Source organism: Streptomyces sp. NPDC029956 (assembly GCF_055574655.1).
The window spans coordinates 1-19,228 of record NZ_JBVHZJ010000100.1; the positions used below are offsets into that span (position 1 = coordinate 1).

Consider the following 19,228-nt stretch of genomic DNA (forward strand, 5'->3'; position numbering starts at 1 on the left):
AGACTTCCTCCACACCTACAACCACCACCGCTGCCACACCGCACTCGGAGGACACCCGCCGATCAGCCGCGTCAACAACGCTGCGGGTCAATACACCTAGGGCCTGTCCGATGGGTCAGGGCCGTGACTGAGCAAAGATGGTGCCCATGGCCAGCGAACCCGTGCAGATCCCGATCGATCAACTCCGTCGCGCTTTGGACGTGGCGCTACAGCACATCGAAGCGTCGGCCGGGCCCACCGTGACGCTCAAGGAAGACCTCTTCTGGTCTGTCCCGGTCGACGAGCTCTACGACGTCGCCAGCGAACCCCAGGACCTTACGATCGGACAGCTTTCGGAGTCATGGCAGCATCTTGAGGATCTGCTTGCTCGCCAGGACCAGGCCGTGGGTCACCACTTGGTGTGGCTTGCCGACGTGATCCGGGCGATCGGCCAGGACGTCCCCTGACAAAGCTGCTGACGGGTTACGAGCGGAGCCATAGCCGGAGCGATGCAACGGTCACCGTTCCATGGAAGACATAGGCGCGCTTGTCGAAACGGGTGGCTACGGCCCGGAAGCATTTGAGCGCATTGAACGTCCGCTCTACTTCGTTGCGGCGTTTATAGATCGCCTTGTCAAAGCCAGTGGGCCGACCGCCGGCGCTGCCACGGCGCTGGCGGTTGGCTCGCTGGTCCATGCGCTCGGGAATGGTGTGCTTGATCTGCCGCCGCCGCAGATAGCGGCGGTTCTGGCGGGATGAGTACGCCTTGTCGCCGCCGACGTGATCAGGGCGTGTTCGTGGGCGGCCGCCGCTGGTGCGTGGGACACGGATGCGTTCAAGGGTCGGGATCATCTGTGGAGCATCGCCCCACTGGCCTGGCGTTATCAGGAAGGCGAGTGGCCTGCGGCCGCCCTCTCCCGCTAGGTGGATCTTGCAGGTCAACCCGCCTCGAGAGCGACCCAAAGCCTCATCGGCACGATGCTCAACAGGCTGGCCAGCTCGACCCGGGATGCGCGGCACTTCGGCACGGGCACCGGCGGCGTGCTGGTGGGCACGGCAGGAGGTCGAGTCCACGCTGACCATGCTCCAGTCGATCCGTCCGGCCGCATCGGCATCGGCCTGAACGGCCCGCAGGATCTTCTCCCATGTTCCATCCCCTGACCATCGCCGATGCCTGTCGTGCACCGTCTTCCATTTCCCGAACCGTGCTGGAAGATCACGCCATGGAATCCCGGTTCGCTGACGGAAGAGAATTCCGTTGATCACCCTGCGGTGACTCTTCCAGCGCCCGCCCCGCCCCACGTTCGTCGGTAGATGCGGCTCTAACCGAGCCCACTCCTGATCCGACAGATCACCCCGCCCCACACCTGTCCGAACGATTCTCCGGATGGACAGGTCACCTGACCCATCGGACAGGACCTAGGCCTGGTCGTGGCTCCGCCCCTGCCCCTGCCCCCAGTCACGCGGATGCGTCGGCGACGGCTTCGTCGGGTCCGGCCCTGCCGTGCTCGCCGAGCCGGCGGGCGAGCTTCCCGCGGCGGCCTACGGCACGCAGCCGGCCACGAGCAGAACCATGTACAGCTGCTGCAAGGTCACGGCGGGTCCCCTGGGGGCGTCCTGTCGACTAATGCCGGCGTCGGTGCAGGCGACGCCATCGGGTGTCGAGGCGGTTCACCGCCACCGCGGCCATGACCAGGCCGCCCGCCAGCGTCAGTCCGTGCGGAGCCAGCACTCCGGCGACGATGGCGGCCAGCGCGAGGGCCATGGCCAGCCACGCCCGCCCGCGGCGGTATTCCCGGGGTCGCCGGGGACGGCCCGTGCCCGGGCCGCGCGCGAAGCGGGAATCGTTCTGCCACAGCAGCGCTTCGAGGTCGGCGATCTTCTCGTCGTCGGATTCGCCCATGGCGGTCATCTCCCTTCGGTGCTCAGGCGAGCGCGAAGTAGCGGAGCCAGACGTACAGGCCCGCGACGGTGATCGTGACGGCGGTGACGGGGACCCCGTAGCGGCTGAACTGCCAGAAGGAGATGTGGTGTCCGCTGCGGTCGGCGATTCCCACGACGACGACGTTGGCCGAGGAGGCGATGATCGTCGCGTTGCCGCCGAGGTCCGCTCCCAGGGCGAACGACCACCAGAGCACGCCCGCCTCCTCCGTTCCGCCGGACGTGGCGACGATCTCGGACACGATCGGGCTGACCGAGGCGACGAACGGGATGTTGTCGATGACGGCGGAGGGGACGACGGAGCCGAACAGAAGGGCCATCGAGGCGCCGAACAGCCGGCCCTCGGTGGCCCGGGCGGCGGCCTCGCCGATGTCGGTGATGACCCCGGTCTGCACCATCGCGCCGACCATGACGAACAGACCGGTGAAGAACGCCAGCGTCTCCCACTCGACGTCGGCCACCACCTCCCTGGTGTTCAGCCGGGAGACGGCGAGGAGTACCAGGCCCCCGGCGATCGCCACGACCGAGGGCTCGAGGTGCAGGGTGGTGTGCAGGACGAAGCCGGTCATCACGACCGCGACCACGACACCGCTGACGGCCAGTGTCCTGCCGTCGGTGATGGCGTCCCGCTCGCGCATCGCCATGATCGTGGCCGCGCGCTCGGGGTCGTAGGAGAAGGCGGAGCGGAACATCCACCGGCACATGACGGCGAGCACGACGATCAGCAGCGCCGAGATGGGAGCCATGTGGAGCAGGAAGTCGTTGAACGACAGGCCCGCCCGGGAGCCGATCATGATGTTGGGCGGGTCCCCGATGAGGGTGGCCGCGCCGCCGATGTTGCAGGCCATCACCTCGGCGATCAGATACGGCACGACCGGCAGCCCCAGGTCGCGGCATACGGCGATGGTGACCGGCACGATCAGGAGCACGGTCGTGACGTTGTCGAACCAGGCGGAGAGGAACGCCGTGGTGAGGATGAGCAGCACCATCAGGCGGTAGGGGCGACCGCGAGCCCTCTTGGCCGCCCAGATCGCCACGAACTCGAACAGCCCTGTCCGCTTGAGGACGGAGACGATCAGCATCATTCCCAGCAGCAGGAAGATGACATTCCAGTCGATGCCCGTCTCGTCGGAGAAGAAGGCGTGCTCGGGGCTCGTCGCTCCGAGCACCAGCATCACCACCGCGCCCCCGAGCGCCGCGGTGACCCGATGCACTCGCTCCGTTGCGATCAGGACGTAGACGGTGGCGAACACCGCGATCGTCAGCCATGACGTCATGCTCACGGCGGAAGCACCCCGCTCGGCTCATCCGGCACGGCGGAGACAGAGACGGAGATGGAGACGGAGATGGATGTGGATGTGGATGTGGATGTGGGTGGTGATGGGGGTGGTGATGAGGAGGGGGATCGCTCGGGAGCTGGTGGGGTAGTCATCGGCGCGGACTCCGTTCGTGCCGTGGCCGTGAACACCAGCCACCAGCCCGACGCGACACTCCTCATACCAGCGGCCGGATGGAGCCGTGGGGGTGTTCCGTCACTCCACCATCACCCGCAGCATCAGTCACCCGCTATCGGGTCTGACACCCATATTTCGCACGGCGGTGCACGCAGTCGGCACCGCGTGCACGTCGACGCCGTGTTCGGCACTCCGTGACCGGCGGGCCGTGGCGGAGGTGCTGCGGCAGGGCCGTCCCGTGTGGAAGTGGGTACGGCCGGGACGTCCTCCCGGTGTCAGGAGCGGGCCATCAAGGCGGCGAGTCCCGCCCGTGTGGTGACGTCGGTCTTGCGGAACACACGCGAGAGGTGGGTCTCGACGGTCCGCGGACTGAGGTAGAGCCTGGTGGCGATCGCCTGGTTCGTGAGGCCCTCGGCCACCAGGTCGGCGATCTCCCGTTCGCGTGCCGTCAACGACGCCAACCACGAAGGGGTGGTGGCGGACGTGCGGGGTGCGGGCGGCCGTGTCATCTCCGCCAGGCCGACCAGCAGGCCGGCGCCTCCCGCGGTGGCCAGCCGGTGCCCCTGCTTCCACATGGCCTCACCACGCGCTCCGAACCCGGCGGCCGTCATCGCCGGGGCCGCGAGCAGCAGTGACCGCGCCTCCCAGAACACCGCACCGGCCCGTGCGCACTCCGCCGCAGCCTCGGAGAGCAGCGTTGCCGCCCTGCCGGCGTCGCCGTGGTGCAGTGCGAGCTGTGCCGCGCTCCGCATCGCGGAGGCACGTTGCACGGGTAGGCCGAGCTGCTCCGCTTCCCTGCCGGCTTGCTCGGACCACGCGGACGCGGACGGTACGTCCCCCGTGAAGAGGGCCGCCGTGACGAGGAGTTCCGTCAGGAGGGGGCGCATCGAGGGCTGCAGACCACGCAGGTCGTCTCCCCCGGCCCTGAGGAGGGCGTCCCGGGCGCGGTGCGGATCGCCGCCGGTGAGCGCCGCGTAGCCGAGCATGCACCAGGCCATGGAGGCCCGCCAGTTGTCGCTCGGTCCCATGGCCGCGACGGCCTCCTCCGCAGCCGCCAGTGCCTCGGGATCGCCGGGCGTGGACGCCGCGACCCTCACCTGGGCCTTGTTGGCTAGGACGAAGGCGAGCAGTTCACCGCTGCCGATCCCGCGGGCGATGTCCTCGGCCTCGTCGGCGAGTTCCCGGGCCGCCTGCAGGCGGCAGGTCTGGATCCGTACGTGTGCCTTGCACAGCAGCAGGAGCGGCAGGAGGTAGACCTGCCCGCTGCGCCGGGCGATGCCGAGGCCTCGGTCGGCATGGCGTTCCGCGTCGGTGAAGCGGCCGAGGAAGGCCTCCGCCCATCCCAGTCTGCCCAGCGGTTCGCACAGTGCCGTGAGGTCGTCGTCGGGCAGACCGTCCAGCAGGGAGGCTGCCTGCGCCGCGTACGTGCTCGCCGCCGCCACGTCGCCTTCGTAGGCCTCGCCGAACGCGGCGACGGCCAGTGCCCCCGCCTCGCCGCGTTCGTTACCGAGGGCCCGGGCGTCCGCGAGGGTCCGTGCGACTTCGCCCCGCATCTGCGGATAGGAGGCGTTGTGCGGTGCGGACGAGCTCAGTTCGAGGCCGATCGACACACGGTCGGACGGTGACGGTTCCGGCTGCCTGCGCACCTCACGACGGAGCAGTGCGATCGCCTCGGGATACCGACCGAGGTGCCGTTCCGTCAGGGCGCACAGGACGACCGCCGACGTCCGGACGCCGGTCTCGTCGGGACCGACCGTGCTGATCACCTGGTGCAGCAGGTCCCGGCTCTCCCGCAGTCCGCCGGAGACCCCGAGTGCCCGTGCCCGCCGCAGTGTCAGATCGCGTCGTTCGGGACCGTGTTCGGCCGTGTCGGGCAGCAGTCGGAGTGCGGCCCGGAGCCAGTGTGCGCAGCTCGTCGGAGCCGTCGCGGCGGTCTGCTCGGCCGCCTGCCTCAGTACGGTGTACGCGTGCGGGTCCCACGTGGTCACCGACTGTTCGATGTGCCGGGCCTGCTCGACGGCGGGTGCGCCGGTGCGGGCCAGTTCGGCGGCGGCGGCGCGATGGATCTCGACGCGCCGCGGAACCGTGGTGGACTCGTGGACCAGGGTACGGATCACCGGATGGCGCAGCGCCATCCGGCCGCCCGGGCCCGGTCGCACGAGGTCCCGTCGTACCAGCGTGTCCAGGTCGTCGTCGAGCTCGGCGTCGGTACGGCCGGCCACTCTGCGGATCACCGGGGGCACGGCGTGATCGCCGAGCACGGCGATGACCTCCAGGGTCCGGTGCTGCGACGGGGTCAGCGGGGTGAGTTCGTTCAGCAGCAGCGCTCCGAGTCCGGTGGGCAGTTCGCCGCGGCTGATCTCGGTGGAGGTCGAGGAGGACGTACGGCGGTCAGCGGCGTCCTCCCGGTACGCGTGCAGGAGGGAGAGGAAGTAGAGCGGGTTGCCCTCCCCCGCCGCATAGAGGTGCGCGGCCCGGTCGCGTGGCAGATCGGGGGCGAGTCCTTCGACGCAGTCCTGTTCCGCGAGCGGTGCCAGAGCGATCCGGAGGACCGCTCCGGTGTCGGCCTCGCGGGTGAGCGCCGCGGTGAGCGCGGTCGGCGTCTGCCGGTCGCGGCGGGCGACGACGAGGAGGACCGGGCCGGGGACGGGATGCCGTACGAGATGGTCCAGGAGTTCCAGGGAGGCCGGGTCCGCCCAGTGCACGTCGTCCAGCGCCACCACCAGGCCTTCGGACCGGCCGAGTTGGGCCATGAGCCGTGCTACCGACCGGTGGAGGCCGAAGCGGTCGGCGGTGGCGGGCGCCGGCGCGGGTGCCGGCCCGGCGCCACGGCCGCCGAGTATGCCGGAGACCGCGTCCAGCAGGTCGGGGGCATGCGGCGGGCGGTGGTCCAGATCGGCGAACGCGTCGGCGAACGGGTGGAACGGGAGGTGGCGCTCGTACTCCGCGGCGCGGCCGCGCAACACCGTCAGCCCTCGTCGCCGTGCGTGGAGGCAGAACTCGGACATCAGCCGGCTCTTGCCGATCCCTGCCGCGCCGGTGATGTCGACGAAGGACGGGGTCCCGTGGCCCAACCGGTCGATCACCGTGTCGAGCAGCGCCAGTTCGGCGGTGCGGCCGACGAGGGGGCTCCCGCCGTCGTGATGTGTGACCGCGCCTTCCGATGGTCCGACGTAAGCGATCTCTCTACCGAACTCCACGGCATTGTCTATCACGCCGAACGGACAGCCGTTCGAGACTTACGTGCACACCGCCTCCGGCACCTCCGCCGGGGAACCGGGCGGCGCGGCCCGCCGCATCCTCAGCCGAACAGGCTGAACACGGCAATGGCGATCGAGACGACGATGCCCACCAGGAGTCCGATGACGATGGCACCGACCTCGAAGGCGATGACGAGCAGCAGGTAGTCGCCGTTGTGGCTGAACGTGGCCTCCCGCGCGCTGGCACTGAACGACAGCGACAGGGCCAGGAACGGTCCGAGGATGAACCCGGTGACGGTGATCCACGTGCCCAGGGCGTAGCCCGACAGCTCGTGGGCCCTGCCTCTCGCCATCCGCACCTCCACGGTGCTGCCCGGCTTGTGCGGCGTGGCGGCCTTGTCCAGGATGACCCGCCGTGAGGGCTCGCCCGCCGCACGCGGCGTGTACATGCCGCTGCAGTCGGTCCCGTCCGCGTACCCCTCCGCGTCGGTGGCCTCGTAGCACGAGGAGATCGTCATGACGCCGTCCACGGGGCCGAACCCCAGAACGGCCGCCAGGTGGGGTCCCGGGAGCAGCCAGATCAGCCACCCGCCGACCGCGAGACTGACCACCGCTCCGGTCAGGCCCACTCTTCGCGCCCAAGCCCCCGCCGTTCGCGCCACACGGCCCGCCCTCCTGGAAGGCGGCCGTCACGCGAACCACCTGTGCTGTGTACGGCTCACCGAACCGACGACGACCCTCCCACCGGTTGCACGGCCGCGAGTCCGTGGTTTCCCTGACATGCGCTACGTAATCCAGGGTGGTGCGTGGGGGCGGCCGGTCTGCGACTACGTAGCGAAGTACGTGGTTCCACCGACGCCGCCGGAAGCGGATCCTGCGAGCATCGGGCCTCGTGCCGCGGCAGCCGCGTGCCCGCCGCCGCCGGCACGCGGCTGCTTTCCCCCGTCGAGCAAGAGGTGCTTTCGTGTCACACCGCGTTCTGGTTTCCACCCTCCTCGGAGTCGTCCTGACGCTGTCCCTCGCCGCCTGCGGATCCGCGGCGGACGAGGACCCGGCCGTCCCGGGCGCGACCGCCGCGGGCAGTGTGACCGACGGGGGCGCGACCGACCAGGGCGCGGCGCGGGACTGCCCCGAGAAGCACGCGGCGACCGTGGAGGACGACAAATTCGGAGGAACGGCGGAGATCGACCTGTGTGCGCGTCCCGAAGTGCACCGGCCAGCTGTCAGCGCGGCCTGGACCAGCGTCTACGACAGACCCACCGTGAGCCCGCCCCTCAACATCATGCCGGTCTCCTGCACGGGCACGTCCGAGGACACCTGCAAAGTGATCAAGGTGGGTGACTCCGAACTCTGCAATCAGGCGAAGCCGAACTGCCACCCGCGGCGCGGCGAGGAAGTCCCCGTCATCTGTTCCGCCGTGGACAAGCTGAACTCCGACAGGCTCTACTACGGCGTGCTCCTCGACAGCAAGCGTCTGCTGGCCATGGGGACGGAGAACGACCGCCGCTACACCCACGACTTCACCGACAAGGGCGACATCGCCGTGGGGTATGTGGATGCCAGGCGGTTGGAGAAGGTACAGGGCAAGCTGCCCGCCTGTGACGGCACTCTGCTCCACGGCTCGGGTGCCCGCACGTTCGCGCAGATGCAGGGCCTCCCGCTCGGCTGACGAGGCGACGTCCCCTGATGACCGGACGGCCCTGACGCCTCACGTCCAGGGTGCGCGGTTGGGGAGCCCCCGTGGCATCGCGGGCAGGGGCAGGCCGGAGGGCTGGGGGGCACCACCGGCCGGTCGGCCGCGCGACTCAGGGACGCGTCAGCGCGTCGATGGAGTCCAGCTCCTCGTTGTCGAAGTCGAGGTTGCGGAGAGCGGCCACACTGTCCTCTAGCTGCCGTGCGCTGCTCGCTCCCACGAGGGCGGAGGTGACGCGGCCGCCGCGCAGCACCCAGGCGAGGGCGAGCTGGGCCAGGGTCTGGCCACGGGACGCGGCCATGTCGTTCAGGGCGCGCAACCGGGTCACCAGGTCCTCGGTGACGGCGTCCCGGTTCAGGAAGGGGCTGTCACTAGCGGCCCGGGAGTCTTCGGGGATGCCGTTCAGATAGCGTCCGGTGAGCAGGCCCTGCTCCAGCGGGGAGTAGGCGATGGAACCGACCCGCAGGTCGTCGAGGGCGTCGAGCAGCCCCTCGTCCTCCGGGCGTCGGTCGAGCATCGAGTAGCGGGGCTGGTGAAGCGTGAGCGGCGTGCCGAGCTCGGCGAGGATGCGGGCGGCCTCGCGGGTCTGCTCGGCGGAGTAGTTGGAGACGCCGACGTACAGCGCCTTGCCCTGCTGGACCGCGGAGTGCAGGGCGCCCATGGTCTCCTCCAGGGGCGTCTCCGGGTCGAAGCGGTGGGAGTAGAAGATGTCGACGTGGTCGAGGCCGAGCCGGCGCAGGCTCTGGTCGAGCGACGACAGCAGGGACTTGCGGGAGCCCCACTCGCCGTACGGGCCGGGCCACATCAGGTATCCGGCCTTGGTGGAGACGACCAGTTCGTCGCGGTAGGGCGCGAAGTCCGTCCGCAGGAAGTCGCCGAGGGCGGACTCCGCCGAACCGGGCGGGGGGCCGTAGTTGTTGGCCAGGTCGAAGTGGGTGATCCCGAGGTCGAAGGCACGGCGCAGGATGGCGCGCTGGGTCTCCGCCGGACGGTCCGGACCGAAGTTGTGCCACAGCCCGAGGGAGAGGGCGGGGAGCTTCAGACCGCTGCGCCCGGAGCGCCGGTAGGGCATGTCGGCATAGCGATCGGAACGAGCGGTGTACAACGCGACTCCATGGTGTGGGGCAGCACCCGGTCATCGGGTGGTGCGGGGAGGGTGTTCGTGCTGTGACCAATCTCCACTGTCCCGTGGGCATGAATCCAACAGGAGAATCCGATGGGATTCAGCGCTTAGGCTTCTGAATCATGGAACTGCGCCATCTCCAGCACTTCGTCGCCGTCGCCGAGGACCGGCACTTCACCCGGGCCGCGGAGCGGCTCACGGTCTCCCAGTCCGGGCTCTCGGCATCGATTCGGGCCCTGGAGCGGGACCTGAGGGCGACCCTGTTCGTACGGAGCACCCGCCGGGTGACGCTGACAGAGGCCGGGCGGGCGCTGCTGGTCGAGGCGGAGCGCATCCTGGCGCAGGTACGGGCCGCTCAGGAGGCGGTCGCGGCCGTGCAGGGCGTGGTGCGAGGCACGCTCTCCCTCGGGGCCGAGCAGTGCGTCGCCGGAGTGCACGTGGCGGGACTGCTGGCCGCGTTCAGGCGGCGGCACCCCGAGGTGGAGATACGGCTCCGGCAGGAGGGTGGGCTCGCGCTGACCGAGGACGTCGCCGACGGACGCCTCGATCTGGCCTTCGCCTACCGCACCCGGGCGGACTCCGACCAGCTGCGCTCGGTGCCCCTGGCAGCCGAGCCGATGACGCTCCTGTGCCACCCCGAGCACCCACTCGCCGCGGCCCGGCCGGTCCTCGCCCTCGGAGACCTCGCCGAGGAGGTCTTCGTCGACTTCCACCCCGGCTGGGGACCGCGACGGGCCACCGACGCGACCTTCGCGTCCGCGGGCGTCCCGCGAACCGTGAGCCTGGAGGTGAACGACGTACACAGTCTCCTCGACCTGGTGGAGGAGGACCTCGGTGTGGCTGCCGTACCCCGGCATTTCCGCCACAAGCGCCGGTCCCTGCACGCCATCCCTCTCACCGACGCCAGCGAGGCCGTCTACGAAACGGTGGCCCTGCTCCCACCGCCACAGGCCACCAGCCCGGCGGCCCGCGCACTGATGGCACTGGTGGAACAGGGAACCACGCACTGACCCACACGCACTGACCCCACCGAAGGGGCGAAGCCGGTGAACCGGGTGATCCGAGGATCCCCGTGAACCTGGCGAACCTCGCGTACGCGCCCCATCGATCATCGGATCATGCGCCTGGTGGCCGGGAACGGGGAGAGGCCCGACACGGAGCGGGCACTGTCGGGCGTTGTTCCCGCCGTCACTGCGGCCGGTGGTCTCATGGAGACGGCCACCGGCGCCCGCGCGTCCCCGGTGGCGGCGCGTGGCTCGCGGGTGTGTCGGAGCGGTGCCGAGGCGCGATCCGGATTTCTCGGAGTACGGCGGTCTCCGGATGTCGAGAACGTGCGACCGGCTCCGTCCCAGGGACGTCAGCGGCTGCCGGCAGCCGCACGAGGAAGACAGAAGGAGAGACCGGCATGGCGATTCAACGGATGGACAACGTCGGCATCGTCGTCGACGACATGGATGCCGCCATCGCGTTCTTCGTGGAACTCGGTATGGAACTGGAGGGCAGCGGGGAGGTCGAGGGCCGCTTCGCAGACCAGTGCACCGGGCTCGACGGCGTCCACTGTGACATCGCGATGCTCCGTACCCCTGACGGTCACAGCCGACTCGAGCTGGCGAAGTACCGCAGTCCCGAGGTGATCGACGACGGTCCGCGCAACCGGCCGCACAACGTGCTGGGCACGCATCGCGTCATGTTCGCCGTCGACGACGTCGAGGACACCGTTGCCCGCCTGCGCCCTCACGGCGGCACACTCGTCGGCGACATCGCACGGTTCGAGGACAGCTACCTGCTCTGTTACGTCCGCGGCCCGGAGGGCATCATCGTCGGACTGGCCGAACAGCTGCGCTGAGCGACGGCGTGGGCGAGGCGCGGTGTGGAATTTCGTTTCGCAGGCGGGGAATCCGGGCGGGTCAGTACGCGTACGCGAAGATCAGCCACAGGGCGGCGAGCGGCACGACGGACCCCGCGAGCAGTGCCAGGGCTGCCGGGGCCGCCGCCGTCAAGCGCTCCCTGCCTCTGCGCCGACCGGAGCGAAACGCCAACCGGGCCAGGACGAACGGCAACGCCACCAGCACCAGGAGGATCACCGGTACCACGACTCGGCTGAACGAGGTGGTGCCGGAATCGGTCAGCAGATTCGCGGCGGCCGCGCCGAAGACCAGCACCGGGCCGGCCAGCAGGACGAACGCGAGGCCCGACGCGATGACGACGGTCAGCACGACGGTCAGCCGCTCGGCTCGCGTCGTTCCCACAGGAACGTCCGAGGCGCCTCTGTTCTCCATGACCACTCCCCCATGTGCCGGTCTCTCCGCTCCCGTCGATGTTCGCGTCCTCACCGTGGAACGCGCGTCTCGGCCCGCCCGCGGCCTACAGCGGCGGCGGAGCAGGCGCCAGGGTGGCGGACTCGATGATCTCATGAGGCTTCGTGCGTGTGACGGGGTCCGTTCCGTACGGATTCGAGCAAGCCCGGGAACAGCGTGTCCAGGTCGTCGCGGCGCAGGCGCACCAGTCGGGAGCGACCCTGGACGGCGGCACATCACCCTCTGGGTCGTCGCCGGGATCGGCCTGTGAGCCGTCGGCATCGCCGTCGGCCTCACCACCTCACCCTGGCCCTGACCCCCTCACCACCCCGAACCCTCGCCACCACCCTCGTCGGGGCAGCCATCAGCGGTCTGGCCCTCATCTGACACCTGGGAACCACACGTCGCACGCCCACGACCGCCCCCACCGCGAGCCGCCGCGAGGATGCGAAGATCGGCGGATGGTACTCGTAGGTGAGTTCTTTCTTGCAGGGGACGATGAGTCCGCGCTGCGGGTGGGCCCCCGCAGGAGTCATGACTTCCCGGCTGTCCCGTGCGACGGCATCTACCCGGATGAGGCGGTGATGAGGTGGGAAGCACAGCTGACGGGCGCCGAGAGCGCACTTCGAGCCGTGGTGCCCCTGGCGAATGACGGGTTCACCGTCTTCGCCGTCCCGGAGCAGCTGTGCGTGGCTCTGGCCACTGAGGACGGGGACCGGCTCGAAGCTGCAGCTCTTGCCTGGGCCGAGGCTGTCTCCGAACCGGATGATGAGATCTCGCCGGACTACGCGGTACACCTCGTCGAACGGGTGTCAGCCCTGGCCGGCAGTCGCAGGGAGAAGCACCTCGACCTGTACTGCTGGTACTTCGCGCCCTGATCTCGCTGCAATCGGGCCGAAACGGGCGTGCTTCCGCCCGGGGCGGTACCAGACCTCGCCAGTAGAATCAGGCGCCATGACGGTCACCACTCCCGTATCGCCCGCGCCGGCCGGTTTGTCCCGCAGGGCCACGTCGTTCGTCGAGTCGGAAGGCATCCGTGTTGCCCGGCAGGACATCGGGCGTCACCGCGACGCCTGGATCGAGCACGGTGTCCCGGCTGCGGAGATCGATCGCGCGGTGGCCTTCGAGGACCGTTGGGGCGGTCTCGCCCTGCCACCGGCGCCGTTCTACGAGAGCGGCCCGCGCGTCCTCGGCGCGGACGTTCCCGAAGGCTCGGCCGCTGAGGGCTGGCGGATCCCGGCCGGGGACTGCCGATACTCCATGGCCTACGGATTCATGATCGGCCCCGATGGCGAGTTCGGGATCGACGGCTACCACTGGGCACCGCTGCATGCCAGTACGGAAGGCTGGGTGGAGTCGTTGGCCCTGGCCAGCCACGCGAGGCGCTGGGCCAGAACCGTCACGAGGATCACCGGCGAGGCTGTCGACTCCCTGGACCTTGAAGGATATGAGCCGGTACCTGAAGTGCAGGGCATGACCGACACCTGGTGGCGGGACAAGAACTCGCTCATCGCCCTGTATCGGGGAGTGGCCGTCGGAATGGACGCCCCGGGATGTCTTGAAGCTCATGTCTACGGTGGCCTCGACGAGTGGGGCCTCCACGGCGGCTGACCGTCAGCCGGGACACCGTGCGTTCCACGACCCGGCGATGGCTGCCGAGGCGTGGGGAGGACTCGATGCCACGGCGGGCACCGGGCCGGCTCAACCTCCACCGGTCGCCCCTGGCGCTGTTCGACGCGCTCTCCACCGTGTTCCTGATCAGGGGTGAACGTCGAGGAATCGACCTCGCCCGCATCATCATGCCGACCGACCTCGCCGCCAACCGGTACGCGGTCCACGGCATCCGGCACGGCGACCCTTCACCGGACTCACCGGACTCACCGGACTCACCGGACTCACCGGAGAATCGGGGTCACGCCGGTCGCGGCGACGGAGAGGTCCCAGAGGCGTGCGGCCTCGTCGGGGTCGATGGCGTACGCGCGGACGCCGCCGTCGTCCATGGGCTGGTCGGGGGTGGAGACACGAGCGATGTCGCAGTCCTCCAGGTAGAGCCCGCCGCGGCCGTCGAGGAGCGGGGACGTGGCGGCCCACAGGCCGGTGGCGGCACCCTGGGAAGGGGTCTTGAAGCCGACGCCGATCACGTTGCCGTGCTCGTCCACCCAACCACGGTCGATCTGTTCCTGGAGGGCCATCTCGCGCTGGAGACCGGTGATGATCTTGCCTGGGTGAAGGGCGAACGCACGGACGCCGTCTCCCCGCCCGAGGGCGTCGAGGTGCACGGCGAACAGGGCGTTGGCGGTCTTGGACTGGCCGTAGGCAAGCCACTTGTCGTAGCCGGTACGGAAGTGCGGGTCGTGCCGGCGGATCCCGGTCAGGGTGTGCCCCGCAGAGCTGTTGACGATGACACGCGCGCCGCCGGCGGCCTTCAGGAGCGGGTACAACTCACAGGCGAGGGTGAAGTGCCCGAAGTGATTCGCGGTGAACTGGCCTTCCCAGCCGGGCCCGACGCGCCGCTCCGGGGTGGCCATGACTCCCGCGACGGCCATCAGCAGGTCGACCCGGTCGGCGATGTCGTGGATGTGCGCGGCGGCTGAGCGGACATCCACGAGGTCGGCCAGGTCCATGGCGATGACCTCGCAGCCCCTCACTCCCTGGAGCGCGGTACGAGCGACGTGGGGGCGGCGGGCCGGAACGATGACCCGGGCCCCGGCGGCCGTCAGGGCCAGGGTGGTCTCCAGACCGAGCCCGGAGTAGCCCCCGGTCACCACAGCGGTCGTACCGGAGAGGTCGCAGTCGGCCACGATCTCCGTGGCGGAGGTGGCAGCGGAGAAGGGCGTGCCCAGCGGCTGCTGGTCAGTAGTCGTCATGGCTCCGACGCTACGATCTAGAGCGAGGTCTAGATCAAGTCCAGGAGCGAGCAGGATGACGACCGAAGCGGACGCGCAGTCGTTGAGCATCGGCGAAGTGGCCGCACGGACGGAACTGAGCGTGCACGCCCTGCGCTTCTACGAGCGCGAGGGCCTGCTCGTCGGGCCCGTTCGGCGCACGTCGGGCGGCAGGCGGCGCTACACGTCCCCGGATGTCGACTGGCTGCTGATCTGCGTCAGGCTCCGCGAGTCCGGTATGCCGCTCGCCGACCTCAAGAACTTCGCCGAACTGGTACGGCGTGGTCCGGGCAACGAGGCGGAACGCCTGCGACTGCTCGACGCCCATCGGCAGCGCGTCGACGCCCAGATCCAGGCACTGGAGGAGTGCCGGTCCGTCATCGCGTGGAAGGTAGGCGTCTACGCCGAGCACCTCGCGCGCGACGAAGCCGGCGGACTCTGGGATCCCACGGTCTGAGGCGGTCAAATAGGCCGAAGATCCGCGGGCGCTGTGCCGAAGCAGCTCGGTGTGCGCTGTGCCGGATCGACTCCGCGGGCCCTGGGCCGGATCGACTCCGCGGGCGCTGTGCCGGATCGACTCCGCGGGCCCTGGGCCGGATCGACTCCGCGCCTTCAACCGCCTCCTGCCTTGGCGGGCAGCGTCGCCGATGCCCGCGCGTCGCACCGCTTCCACGGGGCGACGCGCGGGCGGGCCGCCCGCCGGCCAACGTCGACGCATCAGCCGGTTTCGAGCAGGCCTTCGCGCAGGCGCGTCATGGTGCGGGAGAGCAGCCGGGAGACGTGCATCTGGGAGCAGCCCAGGCGCTCCCCGATCTGGGACTGGGTGAGTTCTTCGACGAACCGCAGGTGGATGATCTGCCGATCGCGTTCTTCGAGGTCCGCGATGAGCGGGGCCAGGGCGTGGAAGTCCTCCACCAGTTCCATGGCGGGGTCCTCGCTGCCGATGAAGTCGGCCAGGGAGGCCTCGCTGTCCTCGTTCTCGCCGCTCAGCGCGGCGTCGAGGGACGAGGAGTTGTAGCCGTTGGAGGCCAGCCGGGCCTCGGTGACCTCTTCCTCCGTGAGGCTCATCAGCTCGGCGAGCTCCTTGACCGTCGGTGTCCGGCCCAGGCGCGTGCTCAGTTCCTCGGTCGCCTTGGCCAGTTCCACGCGGGCCTCCTGCAGGCGACGGGGTACGTGCACCGCCCAGGAGGTGTCCCGGAAGAACCGCTTGATCTCGCCGACGATGTAGGGCACGGCGAACGTGGTGAACTCGACCTCCCGCGAGAGCTCGAAGCGGTCGATCGCCTTGATCAGGCCGATCATGCCGACCTGGACGATGTCCTCCATCTCGTCGCCGCGATGACGGAACCGCCCGGCGGCGTAGCGGACCAGGCTCATGTTCATCTCGATGAGGGTGTTGCGCGCGTACTGGTACTCGTGCGTTCCCTCCTCCAGCACGGTGAGCTCCTGGAAGAAGACCTTCGACAGGGCCCGCGCGTCCTTGGGCGCGACAGCCAACGCGTCCGGGATCACCGGCAGCGTTCCCGTTCCGGCCTCGATCTCCTTGGCCGACATCATGGTGAGCGTCACGCCGTTCCCCTTTCACGTGTGTTCCCGACCCGGTTTCATGGGCCCCGTGCCAGCTCGCCTACCCGGAGCTCCGCAGTCCACACACATGAATTTGTCGAGAGCTTCCTCGACGAGCGGAACCCGGGGTGCCTCGTCGGTTCGTGTGTACCGGATGTGAGGGGCACTCAGTGGCCCTCCCCCGCGGCGTACGTCGGGAACCCCGGGCAGCGGAGGCCCTCTTCCTCCACAGGTCGCTGGGTAGGAGGAAGGTGCAGTCGGTCGTTCGAAGGAGAGAGACATGGCACGGGATCCCGCACTGAGAGCCGTCGGTTGGGCTCGATCGCTGCCCCTCGGCAGCAGCGTGAAGACGGCACGCGACTGGACGCGTGAGCACCTGGCGGCGCTCGACTGGGCGCGCGACGCGCCGGACTTGGTGGACTCGGTGGTACTCGCCGTCTCCGAGCTGGTCACCAACGCCCACGTCCACGCCCACAGCGACGCGCAGCTCATCCTCACGTGGGACGAGGAGTGCCTGCATGTGACCGCGCACGACGCGTCGCCCCGTGTTCCCGAGCAACGCCATCCCGACGACGATGCCCTGGGCGGGCGCGGCCTGCTCCTGATCGACGCGCTCGCCGACGACGTACGGATCCGCTCCTGCCCGCGGGGCAAGGACGTCACCGCCTGCTTCGGCCGGCCCGCACACGGCCGGCCGGAGTGAGGCAGGTGCGTGCGAAGGGCGAGCGGACAGCACCCCCGTACGAGAACGCGCGCTTCACGCGTCCCCGTACGGCTGGCCCTGTGGCGACCCGCACAACCTCACCTCAGCGCCTGAGCGAGGCGAGCAGGGGCTGCCAGTCGATGTGGCTCTCCTCAGTGCCCTGCGGCACCAGGGCGAACGTGTCCCGTACGAGGCGGGCCAGCTCGTCCTGGTCGCACCTGACCATGGCGCAGTGGCCGGCCGCGCCGAGCCGCAGGAGAAGCCTGCCGTCGGAGGTGGGCCGCAGATGGACGTCCCCGGCACCGGTGGCGGTCAGCGATCCGGCGAGGACCATCTCGCGGTCGACGCGCCACACGACGGGAGCATCGCCCAGGAGATGGAAGTCGATGCTCAGCGCGTGGGGGTCGCGAGAGGTGTAGCCGACGGTGGTCTCGATCGGAACCGCCGCGTCCGGGGTCAACAGCTCCATGGTTATGGGCTGCGCGAGGACGCGCGGCGACGGAAGGGGCGCGACAGGGTGCTGGGGCATGAGGTCCTCCGGTCGAGGGGACGTGGCGAGCGGGTGCGGTGTCCGCTTGACCCGTCCCCTCCCTGCTACACCTCGTGCACGCGAGACGGATGTGCCGATGGCGTCGCGGTTTCGTGAAGGCCGCGGGAGCAAAGCTGCCGGAGGGCAGCGGGAGCATCGCCCCGTCGGAGCCGCCCGAGCCGTCCGAGGCTGCGGGAGCGGAGCGCGTATACGCAGGTGGGGGTACGCGGGGGGGCGTTCGCGGGTGGGGCGACGTCCCGCGGCGGGTACGCGGGTGAGGGTAAGCGGGTGGGGGCGCGACGCCCGCGGGTACGCGGGTGAGGGTACGCGCGTGGGGCGCGACGCCCCGCGACGACGTGGCCCGCGCGGGGAACGCCGCGCTGTGGTCAGCGCGGGCGCCGGTCCGCCGGGGCCGCCGGGGTCGCCGCGTCGGCGTACCCCGGCAGGAGGGAGAGGCGCGCCCGGACCCGCTTCCCCTCCGGTTCCGGCTCCACGCTCAGGCTCTCGCAGACTGCGACGACGATCTCGACGCCGTGCTGTCCGATCCGGCGGGGGTCGTGTCCGCGGGGTACGGGAGCGGCGGACGCACGATCGAACACCGAGATCTCCAGGGTGTCCTGCCGCAGCTCCAGCAGCAGTCGGCAGGGGCCGACCGTGTGCCGGACCGCATTGGTCACGAGCTCGCTGACCACCAACTGCGCGAGCTCGACACGCTCGTCGATCACCGGTTCACGCCGCACGGACGGGGCCGCCGCGAGAAAGTCGGCCGTGAAGGCGCGGGCGGCGGCGATCGCGCCGCCGGATGCGCCGTCGTAGACGACACTCGCGGACAGCAGAGGATCCCTTGCCGCGGGCTGCCCGGTCGTCGCGTCCGTCATGGCGCGGTACTCCCCTCGTCGCCCGGAGCCGCCTACCAGCGGTACCAGCGGCTCGTGCCGCCCTTGGTCCGGGCCACGAAGCCGAGCAGCCACAGGGCAAGGAGGATCACGGCGATCCACCAGAGCGCCTTGGCCGCGAAGCCGGCGCCGAGGAGCAGCAGAACGAGCAGGAGAACGAGGAGCAGGGGGACCATGCACATCCACCTCGGGAAGGACGGTAGCGAAGGAGACGGATGGGCGGGTACGGGGTGTACGCGCCGCCGGGAAGGGCCGGGGGCCCCGCCCCCCTCAGAAGCGGCGTTCGAGGCGCAGGGCCACCGGTCCGAGGCCGCGTCGCCGCGCCCGCCGCCCCAGCGCGTACGCGAGGGTGATGGCGGCCGCCGTGCCGGCGGCGGCACCCGCCGTGGCCGCCTTGTGCGCGCGCACGGCGGTCCGCAGCGTGTCTCCGGCACCGCGGGCCGCCTGTGCCGCCGTACGAACCTTCTCGGGGAACGGGGCCGGCAGGGCAGGCGGTTCCCCCAGGTCCGCGTAGACCTCGGCCGCGTCGGCGCCGTACGTCTCCGCCGTGTCGGGGTCGTAGGCCTCCGATACGGCAGGGTCGTACCGCTCCGCCATGTCGGGGTAGTCCGGTACGACATACGGCCCGGTCCAGGGGATCGGGTTCTCGCCACTCTTCTCGGAAGCACTCATGAGGGCCGTCTCACCCCGTGCGCCTGCGGTAAACCTCTACGTCGCACCGGTCCGCCTCCTGGTGTCGGAGGAGGTCGTCCAGGGCGTGGACTCCGTCCTCGGTGGGACGACGGCGTGGGGGGGGGGGGGGGGGGGGGGGGGGGGGGGGCGGGGGGGGGGGGGGGGGGGGGGGGGGGGTGGGGGGAGGGGGGGGGGGGGGTGGGGGAAGAAGGGAAGGAGGGGGGGGGGGGAGGGGGGGGGGGGGGGGAGGCGTAGATAGACGCCAACCCCAAAGATCCCCATAGGCCGCA

Annotated in this window: 21 protein-coding genes and 1 pseudogene; 9 read left to right on the top strand and 13 right to left on the bottom strand. The window is 70.2% G+C overall.

Features of this window, described 5'->3' with window-relative positions:
* Together ACZ4XX_RS39365 and ACZ4XX_RS39370 are read left to right on the top strand one after the other, a co-directional pair.
* A pseudogene (locus tag ACZ4XX_RS39365) lies at positions 1-100 on the top strand (IS481 family transposase); the annotation flags it as partial.
* A 46-nt stretch (positions 101-146) separates the two neighbouring features.
* Positions 147-446: a hypothetical protein gene (locus tag ACZ4XX_RS39370; RefSeq protein ID WP_468512621.1), complete on the top strand. Its 300-nt coding sequence runs from the start codon at positions 147-149 to the stop codon at positions 444-446.
* 16 nt (positions 447-462) lie between these two features.
* On the opposite strand, the gene ACZ4XX_RS39375 is transcribed toward ACZ4XX_RS39370, so the two are convergent.
* The 5 genes from ACZ4XX_RS39375 to ACZ4XX_RS39395 form a co-directional block, all read right to left on the bottom strand.
* A complete protein-coding gene (locus ACZ4XX_RS39375; protein ID WP_468512622.1) occupies positions 463-1,344 on the bottom strand; it encodes an IS5 family transposase in 882 nt (293 codons plus the stop codon).
* 259 nt (positions 1,345-1,603) lie between these two features.
* Positions 1,604-1,882, bottom strand: a complete 279-nt coding sequence (locus ACZ4XX_RS39380) for a DUF3040 domain-containing protein (RefSeq protein WP_468512623.1) — start codon at positions 1,880-1,882, stop codon at positions 1,604-1,606.
* A 22-nt stretch (positions 1,883-1,904) separates the two neighbouring features.
* Positions 1,905-3,203: an ArsB/NhaD family transporter gene (locus ACZ4XX_RS39385; protein WP_468512624.1), complete on the bottom strand. Its 1,299-nt coding sequence runs from the start codon at positions 3,201-3,203 to the stop codon at positions 1,905-1,907.
* Between the two features lie 446 nt (positions 3,204-3,649).
* Entirely contained in the window at positions 3,650-6,556 is a 2,907-nt protein-coding gene (locus tag ACZ4XX_RS39390) for a helix-turn-helix transcriptional regulator (RefSeq protein WP_468512640.1), read from the bottom strand.
* A gap of 119 nt (positions 6,557-6,675) precedes the next feature.
* The gene (locus tag ACZ4XX_RS39395) at positions 6,676-7,185 is read right to left on the bottom strand and encodes a hypothetical protein (RefSeq protein WP_468512625.1); all 510 of its coding nucleotides are present in this window, start codon (positions 7,183-7,185) and stop codon (positions 6,676-6,678) included.
* A gap of 353 nt (positions 7,186-7,538) precedes the next feature.
* Between ACZ4XX_RS39395 and ACZ4XX_RS39400 the strand changes: the two genes are divergently transcribed.
* Positions 7,539-8,243 carry a hypothetical protein gene (locus tag ACZ4XX_RS39400; RefSeq protein ID WP_468512626.1) on the top strand — a complete coding sequence of 235 codons (705 nt, stop codon included), beginning with the start codon at positions 7,539-7,541 and terminating at the stop codon, positions 8,241-8,243.
* Positions 8,244-8,379: 136 nt separating this feature from the next.
* Here the strand turns inward: ACZ4XX_RS39400 and mgrA are convergent, their stop codons facing one another.
* A complete protein-coding gene (gene mgrA, locus ACZ4XX_RS39405) occupies positions 8,380-9,372 on the bottom strand; it encodes an L-glyceraldehyde 3-phosphate reductase (RefSeq protein ID WP_468512627.1) in 993 nt (330 codons plus the stop codon).
* A gap of 140 nt (positions 9,373-9,512) precedes the next feature.
* Between mgrA and ACZ4XX_RS39410 the strand changes: the two genes are divergently transcribed.
* Positions 9,513-10,400: a LysR substrate-binding domain-containing protein gene (locus tag ACZ4XX_RS39410; RefSeq protein ID WP_468512628.1), complete on the top strand. Its 888-nt coding sequence runs from the start codon at positions 9,513-9,515 to the stop codon at positions 10,398-10,400.
* A gap of 395 nt (positions 10,401-10,795) precedes the next feature.
* Positions 10,796-11,236: a VOC family protein gene (locus ACZ4XX_RS39415; protein WP_468512629.1), complete on the top strand. Its 441-nt coding sequence runs from the start codon at positions 10,796-10,798 to the stop codon at positions 11,234-11,236.
* Positions 11,237-11,297: 61 nt separating this feature from the next.
* Here the strand turns inward: ACZ4XX_RS39415 and ACZ4XX_RS39420 are convergent, their stop codons facing one another.
* A complete protein-coding gene (locus ACZ4XX_RS39420) occupies positions 11,298-11,639 on the bottom strand; it encodes a hypothetical protein (RefSeq protein ID WP_468512630.1) in 342 nt (113 codons plus the stop codon).
* A gap of 632 nt (positions 11,640-12,271) precedes the next feature.
* On the opposite strand from ACZ4XX_RS39420, the gene ACZ4XX_RS39425 reads away from it, so the two are divergent.
* Both ACZ4XX_RS39425 and ACZ4XX_RS39430 read left to right on the top strand, forming a co-directional pair.
* Positions 12,272-12,565: a hypothetical protein gene (locus tag ACZ4XX_RS39425; RefSeq protein WP_468512631.1), complete on the top strand. Its 294-nt coding sequence runs from the start codon at positions 12,272-12,274 to the stop codon at positions 12,563-12,565.
* 76 nt (positions 12,566-12,641) lie between these two features.
* On the top strand, positions 12,642-13,298 hold the full coding sequence (locus tag ACZ4XX_RS39430; protein WP_468512632.1) for a hypothetical protein: 657 nt from the start codon (positions 12,642-12,644) through the stop codon (positions 13,296-13,298).
* 284 nt (positions 13,299-13,582) lie between these two features.
* Here ACZ4XX_RS39430 and ACZ4XX_RS39435 read toward each other — a convergent pair whose 3' ends face one another.
* Positions 13,583-14,554 carry an SDR family NAD(P)-dependent oxidoreductase gene (locus ACZ4XX_RS39435; RefSeq protein ID WP_468512633.1) on the bottom strand — a complete coding sequence of 324 codons (972 nt, stop codon included), beginning with the start codon at positions 14,552-14,554 and terminating at the stop codon, positions 13,583-13,585.
* Positions 14,555-14,609: 55 nt separating this feature from the next.
* Here ACZ4XX_RS39435 and ACZ4XX_RS39440 point away from each other — a divergent pair, with 55 nt between their 5' ends.
* Positions 14,610-15,029 carry a MerR family transcriptional regulator gene (locus ACZ4XX_RS39440; RefSeq protein ID WP_468512634.1) on the top strand — a complete coding sequence of 140 codons (420 nt, stop codon included), beginning with the start codon at positions 14,610-14,612 and terminating at the stop codon, positions 15,027-15,029.
* Between the two features lie 260 nt (positions 15,030-15,289).
* Here ACZ4XX_RS39440 and ACZ4XX_RS39445 read toward each other — a convergent pair whose 3' ends face one another.
* Positions 15,290-16,126, bottom strand: a complete 837-nt coding sequence (locus ACZ4XX_RS39445) for an RNA polymerase sigma factor SigF (protein WP_468512641.1) — start codon at positions 16,124-16,126, stop codon at positions 15,290-15,292.
* Positions 16,127-16,418: 292 nt separating this feature from the next.
* Here ACZ4XX_RS39445 and ACZ4XX_RS39450 point away from each other — a divergent pair, with 292 nt between their 5' ends.
* Positions 16,419-16,841: an ATP-binding protein gene (locus tag ACZ4XX_RS39450; protein ID WP_468512635.1), complete on the top strand. Its 423-nt coding sequence runs from the start codon at positions 16,419-16,421 to the stop codon at positions 16,839-16,841.
* Positions 16,842-16,944: 103 nt separating this feature from the next.
* On the opposite strand, the gene ACZ4XX_RS39455 is transcribed toward ACZ4XX_RS39450, so the two are convergent.
* The 4 genes from ACZ4XX_RS39455 to ACZ4XX_RS39470 form a co-directional block, all read right to left on the bottom strand.
* Complete coding sequence (locus tag ACZ4XX_RS39455) at positions 16,945-17,370, bottom strand: SsgA family sporulation/cell division regulator (protein WP_468512636.1); 426 nt, start codon at positions 17,368-17,370, stop codon at positions 16,945-16,947.
* Positions 17,371-17,756: 386 nt separating this feature from the next.
* A complete protein-coding gene (locus ACZ4XX_RS39460; RefSeq protein ID WP_468512637.1) occupies positions 17,757-18,248 on the bottom strand; it encodes an ATP-binding protein in 492 nt (163 codons plus the stop codon).
* Between the two features lie 32 nt (positions 18,249-18,280).
* On the bottom strand, positions 18,281-18,442 hold the full coding sequence (locus ACZ4XX_RS39465; protein WP_468512638.1) for a DUF5670 family protein: 162 nt from the start codon (positions 18,440-18,442) through the stop codon (positions 18,281-18,283).
* 94 nt (positions 18,443-18,536) lie between these two features.
* On the bottom strand, positions 18,537-18,938 hold the full coding sequence (locus tag ACZ4XX_RS39470) for a hypothetical protein (RefSeq protein WP_468512639.1): 402 nt from the start codon (positions 18,936-18,938) through the stop codon (positions 18,537-18,539).
* Positions 18,939-19,228: the final 290 nt, after the last annotated feature.

Excerpts from the sequence above, each read along its gene's own strand:
- ACZ4XX_RS39370 (WP_468512621.1), top strand. The coding sequence starts at position 147 with ATGGCCAGCGAACCCGTGCAGATCCCGATCGATCAACTCCGTCGCGCT.
- ACZ4XX_RS39380 (WP_468512623.1), bottom strand. The coding sequence starts at position 1,882 with ATGGGCGAATCCGACGACGAGAAGATCGCCGACCTCGAAGCGCTGCTG.
- ACZ4XX_RS39410 (WP_468512628.1), top strand. The coding sequence starts at position 9,513 with ATGGAACTGCGCCATCTCCAGCACTTCGTCGCCGTCGCCGAGGACCGG.
- ACZ4XX_RS39415 (WP_468512629.1), top strand. The coding sequence starts at position 10,796 with ATGGCGATTCAACGGATGGACAACGTCGGCATCGTCGTCGACGACATG.
- ACZ4XX_RS39425 (WP_468512631.1), top strand. The coding sequence starts at position 12,272 with ATGAGGTGGGAAGCACAGCTGACGGGCGCCGAGAGCGCACTTCGAGCC.
- ACZ4XX_RS39430 (WP_468512632.1), top strand. The coding sequence starts at position 12,642 with ATGACGGTCACCACTCCCGTATCGCCCGCGCCGGCCGGTTTGTCCCGC.
- ACZ4XX_RS39435 (WP_468512633.1), bottom strand. The coding sequence starts at position 14,554 with ATGACGACTACTGACCAGCAGCCGCTGGGCACGCCCTTCTCCGCTGCC.
- ACZ4XX_RS39440 (WP_468512634.1), top strand. The coding sequence starts at position 14,610 with ATGACGACCGAAGCGGACGCGCAGTCGTTGAGCATCGGCGAAGTGGCC.
- ACZ4XX_RS39445 (WP_468512641.1), bottom strand. The coding sequence starts at position 16,126 with ATGTCGGCCAAGGAGATCGAGGCCGGAACGGGAACGCTGCCGGTGATC.
- ACZ4XX_RS39450 (WP_468512635.1), top strand. The coding sequence starts at position 16,419 with ATGGCACGGGATCCCGCACTGAGAGCCGTCGGTTGGGCTCGATCGCTG.
- ACZ4XX_RS39455 (WP_468512636.1), bottom strand. The coding sequence starts at position 17,370 with ATGCCCCAGCACCCTGTCGCGCCCCTTCCGTCGCCGCGCGTCCTCGCG.
- ACZ4XX_RS39460 (WP_468512637.1), bottom strand. The coding sequence starts at position 18,248 with ATGACGGACGCGACGACCGGGCAGCCCGCGGCAAGGGATCCTCTGCTG.
- ACZ4XX_RS39465 (WP_468512638.1), bottom strand. The coding sequence starts at position 18,442 with ATGGTCCCCCTGCTCCTCGTTCTCCTGCTCGTTCTGCTGCTCCTCGGC.
- ACZ4XX_RS39470 (WP_468512639.1), bottom strand. The coding sequence starts at position 18,938 with ATGAGTGCTTCCGAGAAGAGTGGCGAGAACCCGATCCCCTGGACCGGG.